Here is a 15397-nt window from a genome sequence, read left to right as displayed (position 1 = left end):
CATGAGTGCAGTGATCGACAATCATCACGGCGACCATGCCCACGGTCCGGCCAAGGGCTTGATGCGTTGGGTACTGACCACCAACCACAAGGATATCGGCTCGATGTACCTGTGGTTCAGCTTCGCCATGTTCCTGCTCGGCGGTACGCTGGCCATGGTCATCCGTGCCGAACTGTTCCAGCCCGGCCTGCAACTGGTGCAGCCGGAGTTCTTCAACCAGATGACCACCATGCACGGCCTGATCATGGTGTTCGGTGCAGTGATGCCGGCCTTCGTCGGGCTGGCCAACTGGATGGTACCGCTGATGATCGGCGCGCCGGACATGGCCCTGCCGCGGATGAACAACTTCAGCTTCTGGCTGCTGCCGGCGGCCTTCGGGCTGCTGATCTCGACCCTGTTCATGGAGGGCGGCGGGCCCAACTTCGGCTGGACCTTCTACGCCCCGCTGTCCACCACCTACGGACCGGAAAGCACCACCTTCTTCATCTTCGCCATCCACCTGGCGGGCATCAGTTCGATCATGGGGGCGATCAACATCATCGCCACCATTCTCAACATGCGCGCGCCGGGCATGACCCTGATGAAGATGCCGATGTTCGTCTGGACCTGGCTGATCACCGCCTTCCTGCTGATCGCGGTGATGCCGGTGTTGGCCGGGGTGGTGACCATGATGCTGATGGACATCCACTTCGGTACCAGTTTCTTCAATGCCGCCGGTGGCGGTGACCCGGTGCTGTTCCAGCATGTGTTCTGGTTCTTCGGCCACCCCGAGGTGTACATCATGATCCTGCCGGCCTTCGGCGCGGTGAGCATGATCATCCCGGCATTCGCCCGCAAACCGCTGTTCGGCTATACCTCCATGGTCTATGCCACCGGCGCGATCGCCTTCCTGTCCTTCACGGTGTGGGCGCACCACATGTTCACCGTCGGCATTCCGCTGACCGGCGAGCTGTTCTTCATGTACGCCACCATGCTGATCGCAGTGCCTACCGGGGTAAAGGTGTTCAACTGGGCGACCACCATGTTCCGCGGCTCGCTGAGCTTCGAAACCCCGATGCTGTTCGCGGTGGCATTCGTCATCCTGTTCACCATCGGCGGCTTCTCCGGGTTGATGCTGGCCATCGCCCCGGCGGACTTCCAGTACCACGACACCTACTTCGTGGTGGCGCACTTCCACTATGTGCTGGTGCCCGGCGCGATCTTCGGTATCTTCGCCTCGGCCTACTACTGGTTACCGAAGTGGACCGGGTACATGTATGACGAGGTGCTCGGCAAGACTCACTTCTGGATGTCCTTCATCGGCATGAACCTGGCGTTCTTCCCGATGCACTTCGTCGGTCTGGCCGGCATGCCACGGCGGATTCCCGACTACAACATGATGTTCGCCAACTTCAACATGGTGTCATCGGTCGGTGCCTTCATGTTCGGCGCCACCCAGCTGCTGTTCCTGTTCATCGTCATCAAATGCATTCGCGGCGGCAAACGGGCCCCGGCCAAGCCCTGGGATGGCGCCGAAGGTCTGGAGTGGACGGTGCCGTCACCGGCGCCCTATCACACCTTCACCACACCGCCGGAAGTGAAATAGAGGGGAGGTTGCCATGAGCGAGGAAGGTCTGAGCACCACGAGCCTGATCAAGCGTCTGTTGTTGCTGGTCGTCGGCATGTTCGCCTTCGGCTTTCTGCTGGTACCCATCTACGACGTGATGTGCCAGGCCTTCGGCATCAACGGCAAGACCGCCGGCGCAGCCTGGCAGGGCCAGGAGCAGGCGGTGGACATGCAGCGCGAGGTGCGCGTGCAATTCGTCTCCAGCAATGCCGAGGGTATGCGCTGGTCGTTCGGCCCCGAGGGCAACGAGATCGTGCTGCATCCCGGGGAAACCCACAGCATGAACTTCCTCGCCCACAACCCCACCGACCGGGTCATGGTGGCCCAGGCCATTCCCAGCGTGGCGCCATCCCGGGCGGCGGCATTCTTCCACAAGACCGAATGTTTCTGCTTCACCCAGCAGGTGCTGCAGCCGGGTGAAAGTATCGAAATGCCGGTGCGCTTCATTGTCGATCCGGCGCTGCCGGCGGACGTACGCCGCCTGACGCTGGCCTATACCCTGTTTGATGTGACCGAACGCATGGCGCCCAGCCTCGATCTGGCCGCCATACACAGCAACTGAATGCGGCTGCCGATAAGGAGAACAACAGATGGCAAGTCATGAAAAGCATGAGCTGTACTACGTACCCGAACAGAGCAAATGGCCGATAGTCGGCTCCATCGGGCTGCTGGTGTCGGTATTCGGTGCCGGCACCCTGATGAATGGTCTGAGCAGCGGCTCGGGTGCCTCACCGGGCCAATACATCCTGTATGCCGGCCTGCTGATCCTGGTCTGGATGTTCTTCGGCTGGTTCGGCAACGTCATTCGCGAAAGCCACCAGGGCCTGTACAGCAAGCAGATGGACCGCTCGTTCCGCATGGGCATGACCTGGTTCATCTTCTCCGAGGTGATGTTCTTCGCCGCCTTCTTCGGCGCGCTGTTCTATGTGCGCATCCTGGCCGGCCCCTGGCTGGACGGGGTCGGTGAAAAGGGCTCGAGCAGCATGCTGTGGCCGGAATTCAATTTCTCCTGGCCGCTGGTCAACAACCCCGACCCCGGTGCCTTCCCCGGCCCGCAGGAAACCATCAGCCCCTGGCAGTTGCCGCTGATCAATACCCTGCTGCTGGTCACCTCCAGCGTGACCCTGACCCTGGCCCACCATGCCCTGCGTGCCAGCAAACGCAAGGCACTGAAGAACTGGCTGCTGCTGACTGTGGTGCTGGGGGTGATCTTCCTCGGCCTGCAGCTGGCCGAGTATGTGCACGCCTACAATGACCTGGGGCTGACCCTGCATTCCGGCATCTACGGCTCGACCTTCTTCATGCTCACCGGCTTCCATGGCTTCCACGTGACCATGGGCGCGATCATTCTCACGGTCATGCTGATCCGTGTGCACAAGGGGCATTTCACCCCGGACAATCACTTCGGCTTCGAGGCTGCGGCGTGGTACTGGCACTTCGTCGACGTGGTCTGGGTGGCGTTGTTCATCTTCGTCTACGTGCTATGAGCCGGATGCTCCGTGGTCAGTGCAACCACGGGGCGCCCCACTGCAGTTGCCCGGACCACAGCCCCCAGGCGATCAGCACCACTACCAGCACGGTCAGGCTGATACGCACGGTCAGGGCGCTGAGCAAACGGCCACCAGAGCTGGCGTCACGCAGGAACAGCGCACCACTGAACAGACTGGCAACGATGGCGGCCAACAACAGCACGATGATGATTTTCAACCACATAAGCGATGTCCATGTTCAACAGAGTGTCCTGCAGTATAGACCTGGCCTGGAAGCCGGCACATGACCAGCGAACTGACTGAGCCCATGCCGCGCCTGCACCGCTTCGCACCCGGCTGGCCGCTATGGGTGTTCACCCTGGCATTGCTGCCGGTGCTGCTCGGCCTGGGCGTCTGGCAGCTGGACCGCGCCGAGCAGAAGCGCCAGCTGCAGGCGCAGATCGACCGCCATCAGCAGATGCCGGCCGTGCCGCTGACAGCAGTCGACCCCGGGGCCGATCTGGCCTGGCAACCGCTGCTGCTGACCGGCCGGCTGGATACCCGCCACATCTGGCTGCTGGACAACCGCACCCGCGACGGGCAGGCCGGCGTCGAGGTGCTGCAGGTGTTCCATGACAGCGCCAGCGATCAACAGCTGCTGATCAACCGTGGCTGGCTGCCGTGGCCGGATCGTCGGCGGTTGCCGGCGGTGCCCACGCCCCAGGGCAATATGCAGTTGCAGGTCGAAGTGCTGCCCGAGGCAACCGGCGGCTTCACCCTGGCCAGCCCCGAGAGCAGCAGCTGGCCGAAACTGGTCGCCACCATCGATCTGCCGGCTTTCGCCGAACAGGCCGGGATAGCGCTGCAACCCTGGATGGCCCGGCTAACGCCGGGCAGCCAGGGCGCCCTGCGACTCGACTGGCCGCCGCTGCCGATGAGCGCCAGCAAGCATACCGGCTACGCCGTGCAGTGGTTCGCGCTGGCGGCCGCGCTGCTGATACTGTTTATCTGGGCCGGTCTGCGGCCCGACACCGGGGGGAACAACGAGCATGATGAGCATGACTGAACACCCAGCGAACAACACCGGATCACGCGGCCAGCTCAAGCTGCTGGCCATTGTCGCGGTGGTGGTGGGGCCGATCCTGATCGCCTGGCTGATGGTCAAGCTGCAGATCGGCATCCCGCAGTCCCAGACCAACCATACCTCCCTGGTCGAGCCGGCGCTGACCGTGCAGGACTGGCAGCTGGAGCTGGAGCCGGTTGGCTATGGTGCCCCCTGGCGGCTGCTGGTCACCGCACCGGGACAATGCACCGATGCCTGCCTGGCGCTGGTGTACGAGGCGCGGCAGATCCATATCGCCACCGGGCGCGAAGCCGATCGCGTGGAGCATGTGCTCGCCGTTGGCCAGCCAGTCTCCGGCGAACTTGCCAGCCGCCTGCAGCAGGAGTATCCCCAGCTGCAGCAGTTACCGCTGGAGCCGGGACCCTATCGGCACAGTCTCGGCGCCCACCCGGCGGACTGGCAGCAGGGCCCGCAACTCTGGGTCATCGACCCGCTCGGCCGGGTGGTATTGCACCGCGACCCGGACAACCCCGGCAAGCACCTGCTGGATGACCTGCGCCACCTGTTGAAACTGTCCAAGATAGGTTGATCGAGTATGCGTAAACCTGGATTCCTGTTTGCCGTCTGCGCCCTGCTGCTGGGCTTTGTGGTGGTGGTGCTGGGCGCCTACACCCGGCTGGTGCATGCCGGGCTGGGTTGCCCCGACTGGCCCGGTTGCTATGGCTTTCTCAGCGTGCCACGCAGCGATACGGCCATCGAGCTGGCACAGCTGCGCTTCCCCGATGATCCGGTCGAGGCTTTCAAGGCCTGGGCGGAAATGATCCACCGCTATGCCGCCGGGCTGCTGGGCCTGGCCATCCTCGGCCTGGCGCTGCTGGCCCTCAGACTGCGTGGCCGTGACGGCTACCCGCTGAAGCTGCCGCTGGGCCTGCTGGCGCTGGTCATCTGCCAGGCGCTGTTCGGCATGTGGACGGTCACCTTGAAGCTGTGGCCGCAGGTGGTGACCGCCCATCTGCTCGGCGGCTTCGCCACCCTCAGCCTGCTGTTTCTGCTGTGCCTGAGACTGTCCGGCCGCCTGCCGGCGGATGTCGGCCTGAGCGCCCTGCGCCCGCTGGCCCGTGCGGTGTTAGTAGTGGTGATTGTGCAGATCGCCCTCGGCGGCTGGGTCAGCAGCAACTATGCTGCGGTGGCCTGTGTCGACCTGCCGACCTGTCATGGTGAGTGGTGGCCGGAGATGGACTTTGCCGCCGGTTTCAACATTTTCCAGGAAATCGGCCCCAATTACCTGGGTGGCATGCTCTATGGCGAAGGTCGCACGGCCATCCATTTCACCCACCGGGTCGGCGCGCTGGTCACCACCCTGATCACCCTGCTGCTGGCCTGGCGGCTGTACCGCGCCGGTCTCACCGCTACCGCCGCCTGGCTGACGCTGGTGCTGCTGACCCAGGTCAGCCTGGGCATCACCAACGTACTGGCGCACCTGCCGCTGCCCGTGGCAGTGGCGCATAACGCCGTGGGTGCCCTGCTGCTGTTGAGCATGGTGCTGGTGAACTATCAGTTGCGCCCGGCCGTGATCCGGGTGAACAGAAAGAGTACCGGTGGTGTCGGACATTGGACACCGGTCTGATGGCCGGATCGAGTGAACATCGACCTGGTGGCTGGCCAGTCACCAGGTCCTGACACATACTGGGTCAAAGCAATAACAATAAGCGCCCAAGGCGCGGGGGATACGTATGACGACCATGACCAGAACCGCACGGGCTGTCGCTGGCTGGCACGACTACCTGGAACTGACCAAGCCCAAGGTGGTGGCGCTGATGATCATCACCTCGGCCATCGGCATGCTGCTGTCCACACCCGGGGCGGTACCCTGGCAGGTGCTGCTGCTGGGTAACCTGGGCATCGCCCTGTGCGCCGGCTCGGCAGCGGCGATCAACCATGTGGTGGACCGCCGGATCGACATACACATGGCCCGCACCCAGCGCCGGCCACTGGCCCAGGGTCGGGTCAACCCGATCCACGCCCTGCTGTTCGCCCTGGTCCTCGGGGTTGCCGGCATGGCCATCCTGCTGCACTGGATCAATGCCCTGACCGCCTGGCTGACCCTCGGCTCGCTGCTCGGCTACGCGGTGATCTATACCTCCTTCCTCAAGCGCGCGACTCCGCAGAATATCGTTATCGGCGGGCTGGCCGGCGCCGCTCCGCCCCTGCTCGGCTGGACTGCGGTCACCGGCCGGGTGGATGCCGAAGCACTGCTGCTGGTGCTGATCATCTTCGCCTGGACGCCGCCGCATTTCTGGGCGCTGGCGATCCATCGCAAGGCCGAATATGCCAAGGTCGCCATTCCGATGCTGCCGGTCACCCATGGCGAGCAGTACACCAAGCTGCATATTCTGCTGTATACCTTTATCCTGCTTGCCGTCAGCCTGCTGCCCTATGTGATCCACATGAGCGGTACGCTTTATCTGATCGTCGCCCTGGGTCTGGGCCTGCGCTTCATCGATTGGGCCTGGGCGCTGTACCGTGACAGCCGCAAGCACGCGGCGATCAAGACCTTCAAGTTTTCACTGTGGTACCTGCTGTGGCTGTTCGTCGCCCTGCTGGTCGATCATTACGCAGGAGCAGCCGGATGGCTTTGAGTGGGGTACAGAAAACCGTTCTGGTAACGGTGGCAGTAGTGGCGCTGGTGATTGGCGCCACGGTGAACAAGATCATGCGCCCGGCGCCGCTGGACCAGGCGCAGCTTGCCCAGTCCGGGGTTTTCCTGTTCGATGCGCCGCGGCAGATCCCCGATATCCAGCTGACCGCGGCCACCGGCCAGGCCTGGGGCAAGGCGGACCTGCAAGGACAGTGGAACCTGCTGTTCTTCGGCTATACCTTCTGCCCGGACATCTGCCCCACCACCATGGCCGAGCTGCGTCAGCTCACCCATGCCCTGCCCGCAGAAGACCGCGAGCAACTGCAGGTGACCATGATCAGCGTCGACCCCAACCGCGATACCCCCGAGCAGATGAGCAGCTATCTGCAGTTCTTCAATGCCGGCTTCACTGGCGCCACCGGCGACCCGGTCGAGCTGGCCAAATTTGCCCAGGCGTTGTCAGTCGCCTATATCGAACCGGATACCAGCGAGGACAACTACCTGGTAGACCATAGCGGCCAGGTGGTGATCGTCGACCCCCAGGGCCGCTACGTCGGCTTCATCCGCCCACCGCTGCGGCCCACCGAGCTGGGCCAGTTGCTGCCGCGCATCATGGCCCGGCAATAAGCGACTGAGAATGGGTGTAGTTATGCTTAACGCTAGCACTTGAATACGCATAACCCATTGTAATCACTGGTGTTTTACAAAAGGTTAACTGGCCATTGCAGCGACTTTCCGGCACAATTGCCGGATTCAACCGAACCTTACCCATCGAGGTGGCGTCATGCAAGGGCATCCAGATATCGTCAATTACCTGAACGAACTGCTGCGCGGCGAGCTGGGCGCTCGCGACCAGTACTTCCTGCACTCGCGGCTGTACGAGGATCTGGGTTACAGCAAGCTGTACGAACGCATCAACCATGAGATGGAAGAAGAGACCCAGCATGCCGATGCCCTGCTGCGCCGCATCCTGTTCCTCGAAGGCAAGCCGGACATGCGCCCCTCCCCCATCCAGCCCGGTTACAACGTGCCCGACATGCTGGCCGCCGACCTGAAGCTGGAGTATGAAGTGCGCGCCGCCCTGGCCAAGGGTATCGCCCTGTGCGAGAAGCACGGCGACTACCCGAGCCGCGACATGCTCGTCGCCCAGCTCAAGGACACCGAGGAAGACCACGCCTACTGGCTGGAGAAGCAGCTCGGACTGATCAAGATGGTCGGCCTGGAAAACTACCTGCAGGCGCAGATCTGAGTCCCACTCTCTCTATCCCGTCACTGCCGGCGCGGCACCAGCAGTGACAGCATGAACAGCGCGGCCGCGCTCACCACGATCGACGGCCCGGCCGGGGTATCCAGGTTCCACGACAGCGCCAAGCCACCCAGCACCGCCAGGCATCCCAGGCAACTGGCACCCAGGGCCATCTGCTCCGGGGTGTGGGCGTGGCGCTGGGCCGCCGCCGGCGGGATGATCAGCAGCGAGGTGATCAGCAGCACCCCGACCACCTTCATCGCCACCGCGATGACGATGGCGATCAGCAGCATCAACCCCAGACGGATACCACTCACCGGCAGCCCTTCCACCCGCGCCAGTTCCTCGTGCACGGTCACCGACAGCAGTGGGCGCCACAGCCAGGCCAGCAGCAGCATGACGATCACCAGGCCACCGAGCATCCAGCCCAGATCGGCCGAGGTGATCGCCAGCAGATCGCCGAACAGGTACGCCAGCAGGTCCACCCGCACGCTTTCGGTCAGCGCCAGCACCACCAGCCCCAGCGACAGGGTACTGTGCGCCAGAATACCCAGCAGCGTATCGCTGGCCAGCCATTTGCGGTTCTGCATGGCTACCAGCAATACCGCCAGCAGCACGCAGCCAGCGGTCACCGCCAGTGTCAGGTTGATCTGCAGCAGCATGCCCAGCGCCACGCCGAGCAACGCGGAGTGCGCCAGGGTATCGCCGAAATAGGCCATGCGCCGCCACACCACGAAGGAACCCAACGGGCCCGCCACCAGCGCCAGGCCAAGCCCCGCCAGCAATGCGTAAAGAAGAAAGTCAGGCATGGTTGCAGGAAGATCCGTCCGGGTGGTGATGGGCAGTGTCGATGACTTCGCCGTGCATGTCGTGGCTATGGTCGTGATGGTGGTTGTAGATTGCCAGGGCACTGGCCTGCTCGCCGAACAGCGCAACGAACGCCGGATCGGCGCTGACCTGCTCCGGCCGGCCGGAGCAGCACACATGGCGATTGAGGCAGACCACGGTATTGGTGGTGGCCATCACCAGGTGCAGGTCGTGAGACACCATCAGCACCCCGCAGCCGTAGCGATCACGCAGGCGGGTGATCAACTGGTACAGCTCGATCTGGCCATTGACGTCCACGCCCTGTACCGGCTCGTCCAGCACCAGCAGGTCTGGCTGGCGCAACAGCGCCCGGGCCAGCAGAATGCGCTGCAATTCGCCACCGGAGACCTGCTGCAGCGGCCGCTGCGCCAGGTGTTCGGCGCCCACTTCCCCCAGCGCCTGCAATGCGGCGGTGCGCTTGACGCCCGGCGCCAACAGCAGGAAACGCAGCACGGTCAGAGGCAGGGTAGCGTCGACCTGCAGCTTCTGCGGCATGTAGCCGATGCGCAGCCGCGGCTGGCGGTGCACTTCGCCGCTGTCAGCCTTGAGCAAGCCGAGCACAATGCGCACCAGGCTGGTCTTGCCGGCACCATTGGGGCCGATCAGCGTGACGATCTCGCCGCGCTGCACCTGCAGGGTGATATCTTCGAGAATGGCATTGCCATGCCGACGCAGACCAACCTGGCTCAGGCTGAGCAGGGTGTCGCTCATGCCGCCTCCCGGCAATGGGCGCACAGCCCGGCGATTTCCACGGTTTCCGCTTCGACGGCAAAACCCATCCGCTGTGCGACCTCGGCAATCGCCGGGTGGATCAGCGTCTGCTCCAGCTCGATCGCCACCCGGCAATTGCGGCAGATGAGAAAGTGGCCCTGGTGGGTATGTTCCGGACTGGCGCAGCCAATGAAAGCGTTCAGCGAGGCGATGCGGTGCACCAGACCATGCTCCTGGAGAAAATCCAGGGCGCGGTACACGGTCGGCGGTGCCGGGCGGCGGTCATCCTCGCGCGCCAGGGTATCCAGAAGATCATAGGCCCCCAGCGGCCGATGGCTCTGCCAGACCAGCTCCAGCACCCGCTTGCGCAAGGGAGTGAGTCGCGCCCCGGCGCGCTCGCAGACCTGCTCGGCGGCGGCCAGCGCATCGCTGACACACTGGCTGTGGTCGTGCGGGCAATGGGGATCGTCCGGCGAAACGGATGTATTCATGCTGGCCCTATAGCGGTTTTGTCGATGGCTGTTATTATATAACAATTCCCCACCCCGAGGTATCATCGATGTTTCTGCGTTTCCTGCTTACCCTGGTCTGCGGGCTTGGCCTGTCCTTTTCCGTCGCCGCGGCCACGCCCAGCGTGCTGACCACCATCAAGCCGCTGCAGCTGATCGCTGCCGCCGTGCTGGATGGGATTGCCGAGCCCGAGGTACTGCTACCCCCTGCCGCCTCACCGCACAATTACGCCCTGCGCCCCTCCGACCGACGGCAGATCGCCGCCGCCGATCGCCTGTACTGGGTGGGGCCGGAGCTGGAGCGCTTCCTGCAGCGGCTGCTGGACAACCAGCCCGCCGCCCGCCGCCTGGACCAGATTCCCGGGCTGACGCTGCGCAGCTACGGCGACCACCCGCACGCCACTGACCATGGCCATGACCATGCTGCCCATAGTCATGACGGCCACGAGCATGACGACCATGACCACGCGCCCGGCACCCTCGATCCGCATATCTGGCTGTCGACCGACAATGCCCAGCGCATCGCCCTATGGATGGCCGAGGATCTGGGGCAGTTGTACCCTGAGCATCAGCAGCGTCTGCAGCACAACGCAGTACAGTTCAGCCAGCGCCTCGAGCAGTTGCACACCCAGCTGCAACAACGCCTGCAGCCACTGACCGATAAGCCCTACTTCGTCTTTCATGATGCCTACGGCTATCTGGAAGACAGCATCGGCATCCACCCGCGCGGCGTCTTCACCCTGTCGGTGGAGGTCCAGCCCGGTGCCCGGCATACTCAGGCCCTGCGTCAGCAACTGACCGCCGCCGGCCCCAGCTGCGTGTTCCGCGAACCGCAGTTCCCCGCCGACCGCATCGCCACGCTCAGCGCCGGCCTGCCGGTACGCAATGCCGAACTCGACCCGCTGGGCATCGCTGTCACACCGGGCCCGGCAGGCTATGAACAACTGTTGAACACCTTGGGTACAACCCTGGCCGAGTGCCTGGAACAACTCTGAGCACTTCCCGAAACCGCTGACCCGCTACGGGGCAACACCCTCGCCCCTGTTACCCTCCGGTCAGCGGCCTGCCGCGCTTCCCTCTGCTACCAGTTCTCCCGGAAAGGCTCAGGGTTGCGCGGCTGCATTATCCAGAATTGCATCCAGCAACCCTGGAAAGCGGCTTTCCATATCTTCACGGCGCAGCGAATTCATATGCGTAGTGCCCACGCCATAGGTGCATACCAGCCCGGAGTCGCGCAGCACCCGAAAATGATGCGACATGCTCGATTTGGGCCGTCCGCCATCCAGCTCGCCGCAACTGGCTTCGGCCACCTGCGCCAGGTGCCGCACTATTTCCAGGCGCACCGGATCACTGAGCGCGTACAGCACGCGCTCCAATACAAAATCACCGGGACTGGGGTGTTTGAAGGGTCTCATGGGTTCGAATTCTACACAGGGGTTTACCTTTGATCCATTGTTCGAATATTATCGAACAACTGAAATAACTTCCTACAGGAAATCACCCATGTCTGCGCTGTTCCAGCCCTTCACCCTCAAGGACATCACCCTCCGCAACCGGATTGCCGTACCGCCCATGTGCCAGTACTCGGCCGTCGATGGCCGGGTAAATGACTGGCATCTCGCCAACTACGCCGGCATGGCCCGGGGCGGTGCCGGCCTGGTCATCGTCGAAGCTACCGCCGTGGCCCCGGAAGGCCGCATCACCCCGGACTGCGCCGGGATCTGGAACGATGATCTGGCCCAGGCGTTCATCCCTACCGTGCGGGCCATCAAGCAGCACGGGGCGGTACCGGGCATCCAGATCGCCCATGCCGGACGCAAGGCCAGCGCCAACCGTCCGTGGGACGGTGATGACCACATCGCCGATGACGACCCACGCGGCTGGCAGACCATCGCGCCCTCCGCCATCGCCTTCGGCAACCACCTGGACAAGCAACCCAGGGAAATGACCCTGGACGATATCGCCCGGGTGCGCGATGACTTCGTCGCCGCTGCCAGGCGCGCCCATGAGGTCGGCTTCGAATGGCTGGAACTGCATTTCGCCCACGGCTACCTGGCGCAGAGCTTCTTTTCCGCGCATTCCAATCAGCGTACCGATGCCTACGGCGGCAATTACGAGAACCGCAGCCGTTTCCTGCGCGAGACCTTCGCCGCGGTGCGTGAGGTGTGGCCGGCACATCTGCCGCTGACCATGCGCTTTGGCGTGCTGGAATTCGACGGGAATGACGAGCGGACCCTGAACGAGTCCATCGACCTGAGCAAACGTCTGAAGGATGCCGGTCTGGACATGATGAGCGTCAGCATCGGCTTCAATACACCCGAGGCACAGATCCCCTGGGCCCCGGCCTTCATGGGGCCGATTGCCGAGCGCGTGCGCCGGGAAGTAGGTATTCCGGTGTCTTCCGCCTGGGGCTTCGGTGAGCCGCATATCGCCGAGAAGGCCGTGCAGGATGGGCAGCTCGATGTGGTAATGGTTGGCAAGGCACACCTGGCCAACCCGCACTGGGCGTACCAGGCCGCCCGCGAGCTGAAGATCGACCGCGCTTCCTGGACCCTGCCGGCACCCTATGCCCATTGGCTGGCGCGCTACTGAGCGGAACCGCAGCCGCGGTAGTCGTCTCTTCGCACGAAGGTCGGGATCCATCCCGGCCTTCGCTGCTTTCTCTCCAGCGCGGGTCGCGCGCTGATCTCGCTATGCCGGTAACATTTTCCACCGACAAATACATGGTGTTTTAACCGCCGGATGCCATAATTTAGCCATCATTGGCCGGGCATCTCGAGGTACCCTGACCCCACATGCAAACCCACATGCCCACCATGTTCCTGATGGTGATTGTCGTCAGCCTCACCATGGCCAGCTGTACTGCGGCCCTGTGGCGGCGGCAACAGCCGGAAGGCCTCGGCTACTGGACGCTGGCCCTGACCCTGCATGGCGTGACGTTCATTCTGTACAGCCTGCGTGGCGTGGCGCCTGATTACCTCACCGTGGTGCTCGCCAACCTCCTGCTGATCTGCGTGTTTTCCCTGTTCAGCGAGGCCATGTTGCAGTTTCAGCAGCAACGCATGCACCGACTATGGCTGTGGTGGCCGGCACTGGTGGTGGCACCGGCAGTCCTGCTGACACCCGACTCCCAGGCGGCACGGGTGGTGGTGGTAGCGGTACTGAGCGTATATCAGGCAACCCTGCTGCTGACGATCATGCTCAGGCATCGGGCGCGGACGGTGGGCCGTGGCCAGTACTTCGTGATGGCCGCGGCGCTGCTGGGGATTGCGACCATGAGCTACCGCGCCATCGGCACCGCGCTGGGTATGGCGCCGATGCTGCAGATCACCAGCTCCACGCCGATCCAGATGGCGACCTACCTGGTCTCCTGCATTGTCATGATTCTCGCCAGCATGGGCCTGGTGCTGATGACCAAGGAGCGCACCGATGCCCAGAACCGCACCCTGGCCATGCATGACGAGTTGACCGGCCTGCCCAACCGGCGCTACTCGATGGAGGTGCTGAACCGATTGTTGGCGGCACTGAATCGCGGTCGACAACCTCTGAGCCTGCTGATGCTGGATATCGACCACTTCAAGCGCATCAACGACAACCACGGTCATCTGGTCGGTGACCGTGCGCTGAAACAGCTGGCTGGCGCCCTGCGCTCGCGTCTGCGGACCCAGGATCATGCCGGCCGTCTGGGCGGTGAGGAATTTCTGGTGATACTGCCCAACACCTCCGCCGCCGGGGCCCGGGAGGTGGCCGAGACCCTGCGCCGGAGCGTGGAGCAGCTCACTTCGGACATCAACGAGCACAGCCCGCTGAACATGACCATCAGCATCAGCATCGGCATCTGCACCCTGCAGCCCAAGACCCAGCTAAGCCCGCTGGACGCCATAGAACTGGCGGACCAGGCCCTGTACCGGGCCAAGCAGAATGGCCGCAACCGGGTCGAGGCGGCGGCTTGAACGGGCGCGCCGGCAGATCTGACCACTACAGCGCCAGCGGCAATCCCACGGCTACCTGCCGATGGCACTCCAGCAGCCGCCGGAAGTGCTCCGGCTCCTTGATCAGTACACCACTGTGCTCGGCGTGCCGGTCGGCCGCCAGCTGACGTGACAACCAGAAGCGCAAGGCAGCCACGCGCAACAGATCGGGCCAGTTTTCCGCCTCCAGCGCAGTGAAGCGGCGCTGGCTGGCGTAGCCGGCCAGCAGCGCCTCGGCACGTCGTGAGTCCAGCCCGCCATCATCTGCCAGACACCAGTCGTTGACGCAGATGGCGACGTCGTACAGGGCCCAGCCGCTGAAGGCATTGTAGAAGTCGATCAGCCCGGTAAGGTGGTGGCCCTCGAACAGCACGTTGTCGCGGAACAGATCGCCATGCAACATGGCCTCGGGAAGGGCGGGCCGCTCCCGCTGCAGACGCTCCAGCACATCCAGGGCGGATTGCAGCAGTTGCCGGGCCCCAGGCTCGCTGCGCTGGAGCAGCCCTGTGGCCTCGCGGCTCATCCATTCCAGGCCTCGGTCGCTGCGCCGCTGCAGGCCGCTGTCGGCGCTGGCCTTGTGCAACCGCGCCAGCATCTGGCCGAGCGCCAGGCAATGACTGGGATCGCTATGCTCGACATGCCGGCCCGGCAGCCGCGGCTGCAGCAGTGCAGGGCGCTGATTGAGCTGCTGCAGGGCCTGGCCATCACGGTCACGGATGGCATAGGGCACCGGCAGGTCGGCCCGCTGCAGACGGTCGAGCAGCTCAATGAGAAAGGGCAGGTCGGCGACCGGGCCCCGCTCGATCAGCGTCAGCACATACTCGCCCTGCTCGGTGGCAACAAAGAAGTTGCTGTTCTCGGTGCCGCCAGCGATACCGCGGTGGTCGATCAGCCGGCCCAGCTCGAAGCGGTCGAGGAAGACCTCCAGCTGCGCCCGGTCGACCGGTGTGAATACCGACATGTCAGCCCCTTACCACTCGAAGATTTTCCATGAGGGAATGCGCAGGCCATTGGGCTGATCAGAGCGAGCGAAGTTGCCATCATCATCCACCGCCACCAGGAAGTACGGCGCACCGTTCTTCGGGGTTACCTTGATGGCATAGAGAAAGCCGTTCACCCGGTACTCTTCGATGGTGCGGTCACCCTCCTGGCGGATGGTCACGTCCGGCTCGCCGGTCAGCGGTTCTTCCTGCGCCAGCACGGTGAAACTGGCGACCAATATCAGTGCAGCCAACCCGCGGCCGATTATGCGTGTCATGTTAACCTTGTCCTTTAGTGGAATGACGGTAACCTCATTCTAGCCTCTTTTATTCCTGG

The 15397-nt window shown here is 63.7% G+C and carries 19 protein-coding genes; 12 read left to right on the top strand and 7 right to left on the bottom strand.

The window, feature by feature from the left end; all coding sequences use genetic code 11:
- Window position 1 precedes the first annotated feature (1 nt).
- Genes ctaD through CQ007_RS06165 form a run of 3 tightly spaced genes read left to right on the top strand, consistent with a single transcriptional unit; the run spans window position 2 to window position 3093 of the window.
- Window positions 2-1585, top strand: coding sequence for a cytochrome c oxidase subunit I (gene ctaD / locus CQ007_RS06175; protein WP_105644213.1), 1584 nt, complete (start codon window positions 2-4; stop codon window positions 1583-1585).
- 13 nt (window positions 1586-1598) lie between these two features.
- Complete coding sequence (locus CQ007_RS06170) at window positions 1599-2168, top strand: cytochrome c oxidase assembly protein (protein WP_105644211.1); 570 nt, start codon at window positions 1599-1601, stop codon at window positions 2166-2168.
- A gap of 28 nt (window positions 2169-2196) precedes the next feature.
- The gene (locus CQ007_RS06165; RefSeq protein WP_105644209.1) at window positions 2197-3093 is read left to right on the top strand and encodes a cytochrome c oxidase subunit 3; all 897 of its coding nucleotides are present in this window, start codon (window positions 2197-2199) and stop codon (window positions 3091-3093) included.
- A gap of 16 nt (window positions 3094-3109) precedes the next feature.
- On the opposite strand, the gene CQ007_RS06160 is transcribed toward CQ007_RS06165, so the two are convergent.
- Window positions 3110-3319: a DUF2909 domain-containing protein gene (locus tag CQ007_RS06160; RefSeq protein WP_105644207.1), complete on the bottom strand. Its 210-nt coding sequence runs from the start codon at window positions 3317-3319 to the stop codon at window positions 3110-3112.
- Between the two features lie 60 nt (window positions 3320-3379).
- Between CQ007_RS06160 and CQ007_RS06155 the strand changes: the two genes are divergently transcribed.
- The 6 genes from CQ007_RS06155 to bfr all read left to right on the top strand — a co-directional run bounded on the left by CQ007_RS06155 (window position 3380) and on the right by bfr (window position 8025).
- Window positions 3380-4141 carry an SURF1 family protein gene (locus tag CQ007_RS06155; protein WP_105644205.1) on the top strand — a complete coding sequence of 254 codons (762 nt, stop codon included), beginning with the start codon at window positions 3380-3382 and terminating at the stop codon, window positions 4139-4141.
- Window positions 4134-4727, top strand: coding sequence for a hypothetical protein (locus CQ007_RS06150; RefSeq protein ID WP_105644203.1), 594 nt, complete (start codon window positions 4134-4136; stop codon window positions 4725-4727). Before CQ007_RS06155 ends, CQ007_RS06150 begins: the two co-directional genes overlap by 8 nt.
- A gap of 6 nt (window positions 4728-4733) precedes the next feature.
- Window positions 4734-5765 carry a heme A synthase gene (locus CQ007_RS06145; protein WP_105644201.1) on the top strand — a complete coding sequence of 344 codons (1032 nt, stop codon included), beginning with the start codon at window positions 4734-4736 and terminating at the stop codon, window positions 5763-5765.
- A gap of 115 nt (window positions 5766-5880) precedes the next feature.
- On the top strand, window positions 5881-6777 hold the full coding sequence (gene cyoE / locus CQ007_RS06140; protein ID WP_371919798.1) for a heme o synthase: 897 nt from the start codon (window positions 5881-5883) through the stop codon (window positions 6775-6777).
- Complete coding sequence (locus tag CQ007_RS06135; protein WP_371919797.1) at window positions 6768-7403, top strand: SCO family protein; 636 nt, start codon at window positions 6768-6770, stop codon at window positions 7401-7403. The genes cyoE and CQ007_RS06135 overlap by 10 nt, the downstream gene beginning before the upstream one ends.
- Before the next feature lie 157 nt (window positions 7404-7560).
- The gene (bfr, locus tag CQ007_RS06130) at window positions 7561-8025 is read left to right on the top strand and encodes a bacterioferritin (RefSeq protein ID WP_105644197.1); all 465 of its coding nucleotides are present in this window, start codon (window positions 7561-7563) and stop codon (window positions 8023-8025) included.
- Between the two features lie 20 nt (window positions 8026-8045).
- Here the strand turns inward: bfr and znuB are convergent, their stop codons facing one another.
- From znuB to CQ007_RS06115, 3 genes are read right to left on the bottom strand one after another with little or no spacing between them, the layout of a single operon-like run.
- Window positions 8046-8831 carry a zinc ABC transporter permease subunit ZnuB gene (znuB, locus tag CQ007_RS06125; RefSeq protein ID WP_105644195.1) on the bottom strand — a complete coding sequence of 262 codons (786 nt, stop codon included), beginning with the start codon at window positions 8829-8831 and terminating at the stop codon, window positions 8046-8048.
- Window positions 8824-9600 carry a zinc ABC transporter ATP-binding protein ZnuC gene (gene znuC / locus CQ007_RS06120; RefSeq protein ID WP_105644193.1) on the bottom strand — a complete coding sequence of 259 codons (777 nt, stop codon included), beginning with the start codon at window positions 9598-9600 and terminating at the stop codon, window positions 8824-8826. The genes znuB and znuC overlap by 8 nt, the downstream gene beginning before the upstream one ends.
- Window positions 9597-10091, bottom strand: coding sequence for a Fur family transcriptional regulator (locus tag CQ007_RS06115; protein WP_105644191.1), 495 nt, complete (start codon window positions 10089-10091; stop codon window positions 9597-9599). The genes znuC and CQ007_RS06115 overlap by 4 nt, the downstream gene beginning before the upstream one ends.
- A 68-nt stretch (window positions 10092-10159) precedes the next feature.
- Here CQ007_RS06115 and znuA point away from each other — a divergent pair, with 68 nt between their 5' ends.
- Window positions 10160-11104: a zinc ABC transporter substrate-binding protein ZnuA gene (znuA, locus tag CQ007_RS06110; RefSeq protein ID WP_158256728.1), complete on the top strand. Its 945-nt coding sequence runs from the start codon at window positions 10160-10162 to the stop codon at window positions 11102-11104.
- A 108-nt stretch (window positions 11105-11212) separates the two neighbouring features.
- Here znuA and CQ007_RS06105 read toward each other — a convergent pair whose 3' ends face one another.
- On the bottom strand, window positions 11213-11524 hold the full coding sequence (locus CQ007_RS06105; protein WP_105644187.1) for a helix-turn-helix transcriptional regulator: 312 nt from the start codon (window positions 11522-11524) through the stop codon (window positions 11213-11215).
- 88 nt (window positions 11525-11612) lie between these two features.
- Here CQ007_RS06105 and CQ007_RS06100 point away from each other — a divergent pair, with 88 nt between their 5' ends.
- Complete coding sequence (locus CQ007_RS06100; RefSeq protein WP_105644185.1) at window positions 11613-12701, top strand: NADH:flavin oxidoreductase/NADH oxidase; 1089 nt, start codon at window positions 11613-11615, stop codon at window positions 12699-12701.
- 215 nt (window positions 12702-12916) lie between these two features.
- Window positions 12917-14062: a diguanylate cyclase gene (locus tag CQ007_RS06095; protein WP_158256727.1), complete on the top strand. Its 1146-nt coding sequence runs from the start codon at window positions 12917-12919 to the stop codon at window positions 14060-14062.
- A 25-nt stretch (window positions 14063-14087) separates the two neighbouring features.
- Here CQ007_RS06095 and CQ007_RS06090 read toward each other — a convergent pair whose 3' ends face one another.
- Entirely contained in the window at window positions 14088-15041 is a 954-nt protein-coding gene (locus CQ007_RS06090) for a homoserine kinase (protein ID WP_105644181.1), read from the bottom strand.
- A 9-nt stretch (window positions 15042-15050) separates the two neighbouring features.
- Window positions 15051-15338: a DUF2782 domain-containing protein gene (locus CQ007_RS06085; protein WP_105644179.1), complete on the bottom strand. Its 288-nt coding sequence runs from the start codon at window positions 15336-15338 to the stop codon at window positions 15051-15053.
- Between the last annotated feature and the right edge of the window lie 59 nt (window positions 15339-15397).

Source organism: Pseudomonas sp. MYb185, assembly GCF_002979975.1.
In the GTDB taxonomy this organism is placed as follows: domain Bacteria; phylum Pseudomonadota; class Gammaproteobacteria; order Pseudomonadales; family Pseudomonadaceae; genus Halopseudomonas.
This window is presented reverse-complemented; position numbering and strand designations above follow the sequence as displayed.

Excerpts from the sequence above, each read along its gene's own strand:
- ctaD (WP_105644213.1), top strand. The coding sequence starts at position 2 with ATGAGTGCAGTGATCGACAATCATCACGGCGACCATGCCCACGGTCCG.
- CQ007_RS06170 (WP_105644211.1), top strand. The coding sequence starts at position 1,599 with ATGAGCGAGGAAGGTCTGAGCACCACGAGCCTGATCAAGCGTCTGTTG.
- CQ007_RS06165 (WP_105644209.1), top strand. The coding sequence starts at position 2,197 with ATGGCAAGTCATGAAAAGCATGAGCTGTACTACGTACCCGAACAGAGC.
- CQ007_RS06160 (WP_105644207.1), bottom strand. The coding sequence starts at position 3,319 with ATGTGGTTGAAAATCATCATCGTGCTGTTGTTGGCCGCCATCGTTGCC.
- CQ007_RS06155 (WP_105644205.1), top strand. The coding sequence starts at position 3,380 with ATGACCAGCGAACTGACTGAGCCCATGCCGCGCCTGCACCGCTTCGCA.
- CQ007_RS06150 (WP_105644203.1), top strand. The coding sequence starts at position 4,134 with ATGACTGAACACCCAGCGAACAACACCGGATCACGCGGCCAGCTCAAG.
- CQ007_RS06145 (WP_105644201.1), top strand. The coding sequence starts at position 4,734 with ATGCGTAAACCTGGATTCCTGTTTGCCGTCTGCGCCCTGCTGCTGGGC.
- cyoE (WP_371919798.1), top strand. The coding sequence starts at position 5,881 with ATGACCAGAACCGCACGGGCTGTCGCTGGCTGGCACGACTACCTGGAA.
- CQ007_RS06135 (WP_371919797.1), top strand. The coding sequence starts at position 6,768 with ATGGCTTTGAGTGGGGTACAGAAAACCGTTCTGGTAACGGTGGCAGTA.
- bfr (WP_105644197.1), top strand. The coding sequence starts at position 7,561 with ATGCAAGGGCATCCAGATATCGTCAATTACCTGAACGAACTGCTGCGC.
- znuB (WP_105644195.1), bottom strand. The coding sequence starts at position 8,831 with ATGCCTGACTTTCTTCTTTACGCATTGCTGGCGGGGCTTGGCCTGGCG.
- znuC (WP_105644193.1), bottom strand. The coding sequence starts at position 9,600 with ATGAGCGACACCCTGCTCAGCCTGAGCCAGGTTGGTCTGCGTCGGCAT.
- CQ007_RS06115 (WP_105644191.1), bottom strand. The coding sequence starts at position 10,091 with ATGAATACATCCGTTTCGCCGGACGATCCCCATTGCCCGCACGACCAC.
- znuA (WP_158256728.1), top strand. The coding sequence starts at position 10,160 with ATGTTTCTGCGTTTCCTGCTTACCCTGGTCTGCGGGCTTGGCCTGTCC.
- CQ007_RS06105 (WP_105644187.1), bottom strand. The coding sequence starts at position 11,524 with ATGAGACCCTTCAAACACCCCAGTCCCGGTGATTTTGTATTGGAGCGC.
- CQ007_RS06100 (WP_105644185.1), top strand. The coding sequence starts at position 11,613 with ATGTCTGCGCTGTTCCAGCCCTTCACCCTCAAGGACATCACCCTCCGC.
- CQ007_RS06095 (WP_158256727.1), top strand. The coding sequence starts at position 12,917 with ATGCCCACCATGTTCCTGATGGTGATTGTCGTCAGCCTCACCATGGCC.
- CQ007_RS06090 (WP_105644181.1), bottom strand. The coding sequence starts at position 15,041 with ATGTCGGTATTCACACCGGTCGACCGGGCGCAGCTGGAGGTCTTCCTC.
- CQ007_RS06085 (WP_105644179.1), bottom strand. The coding sequence starts at position 15,338 with ATGACACGCATAATCGGCCGCGGGTTGGCTGCACTGATATTGGTCGCC.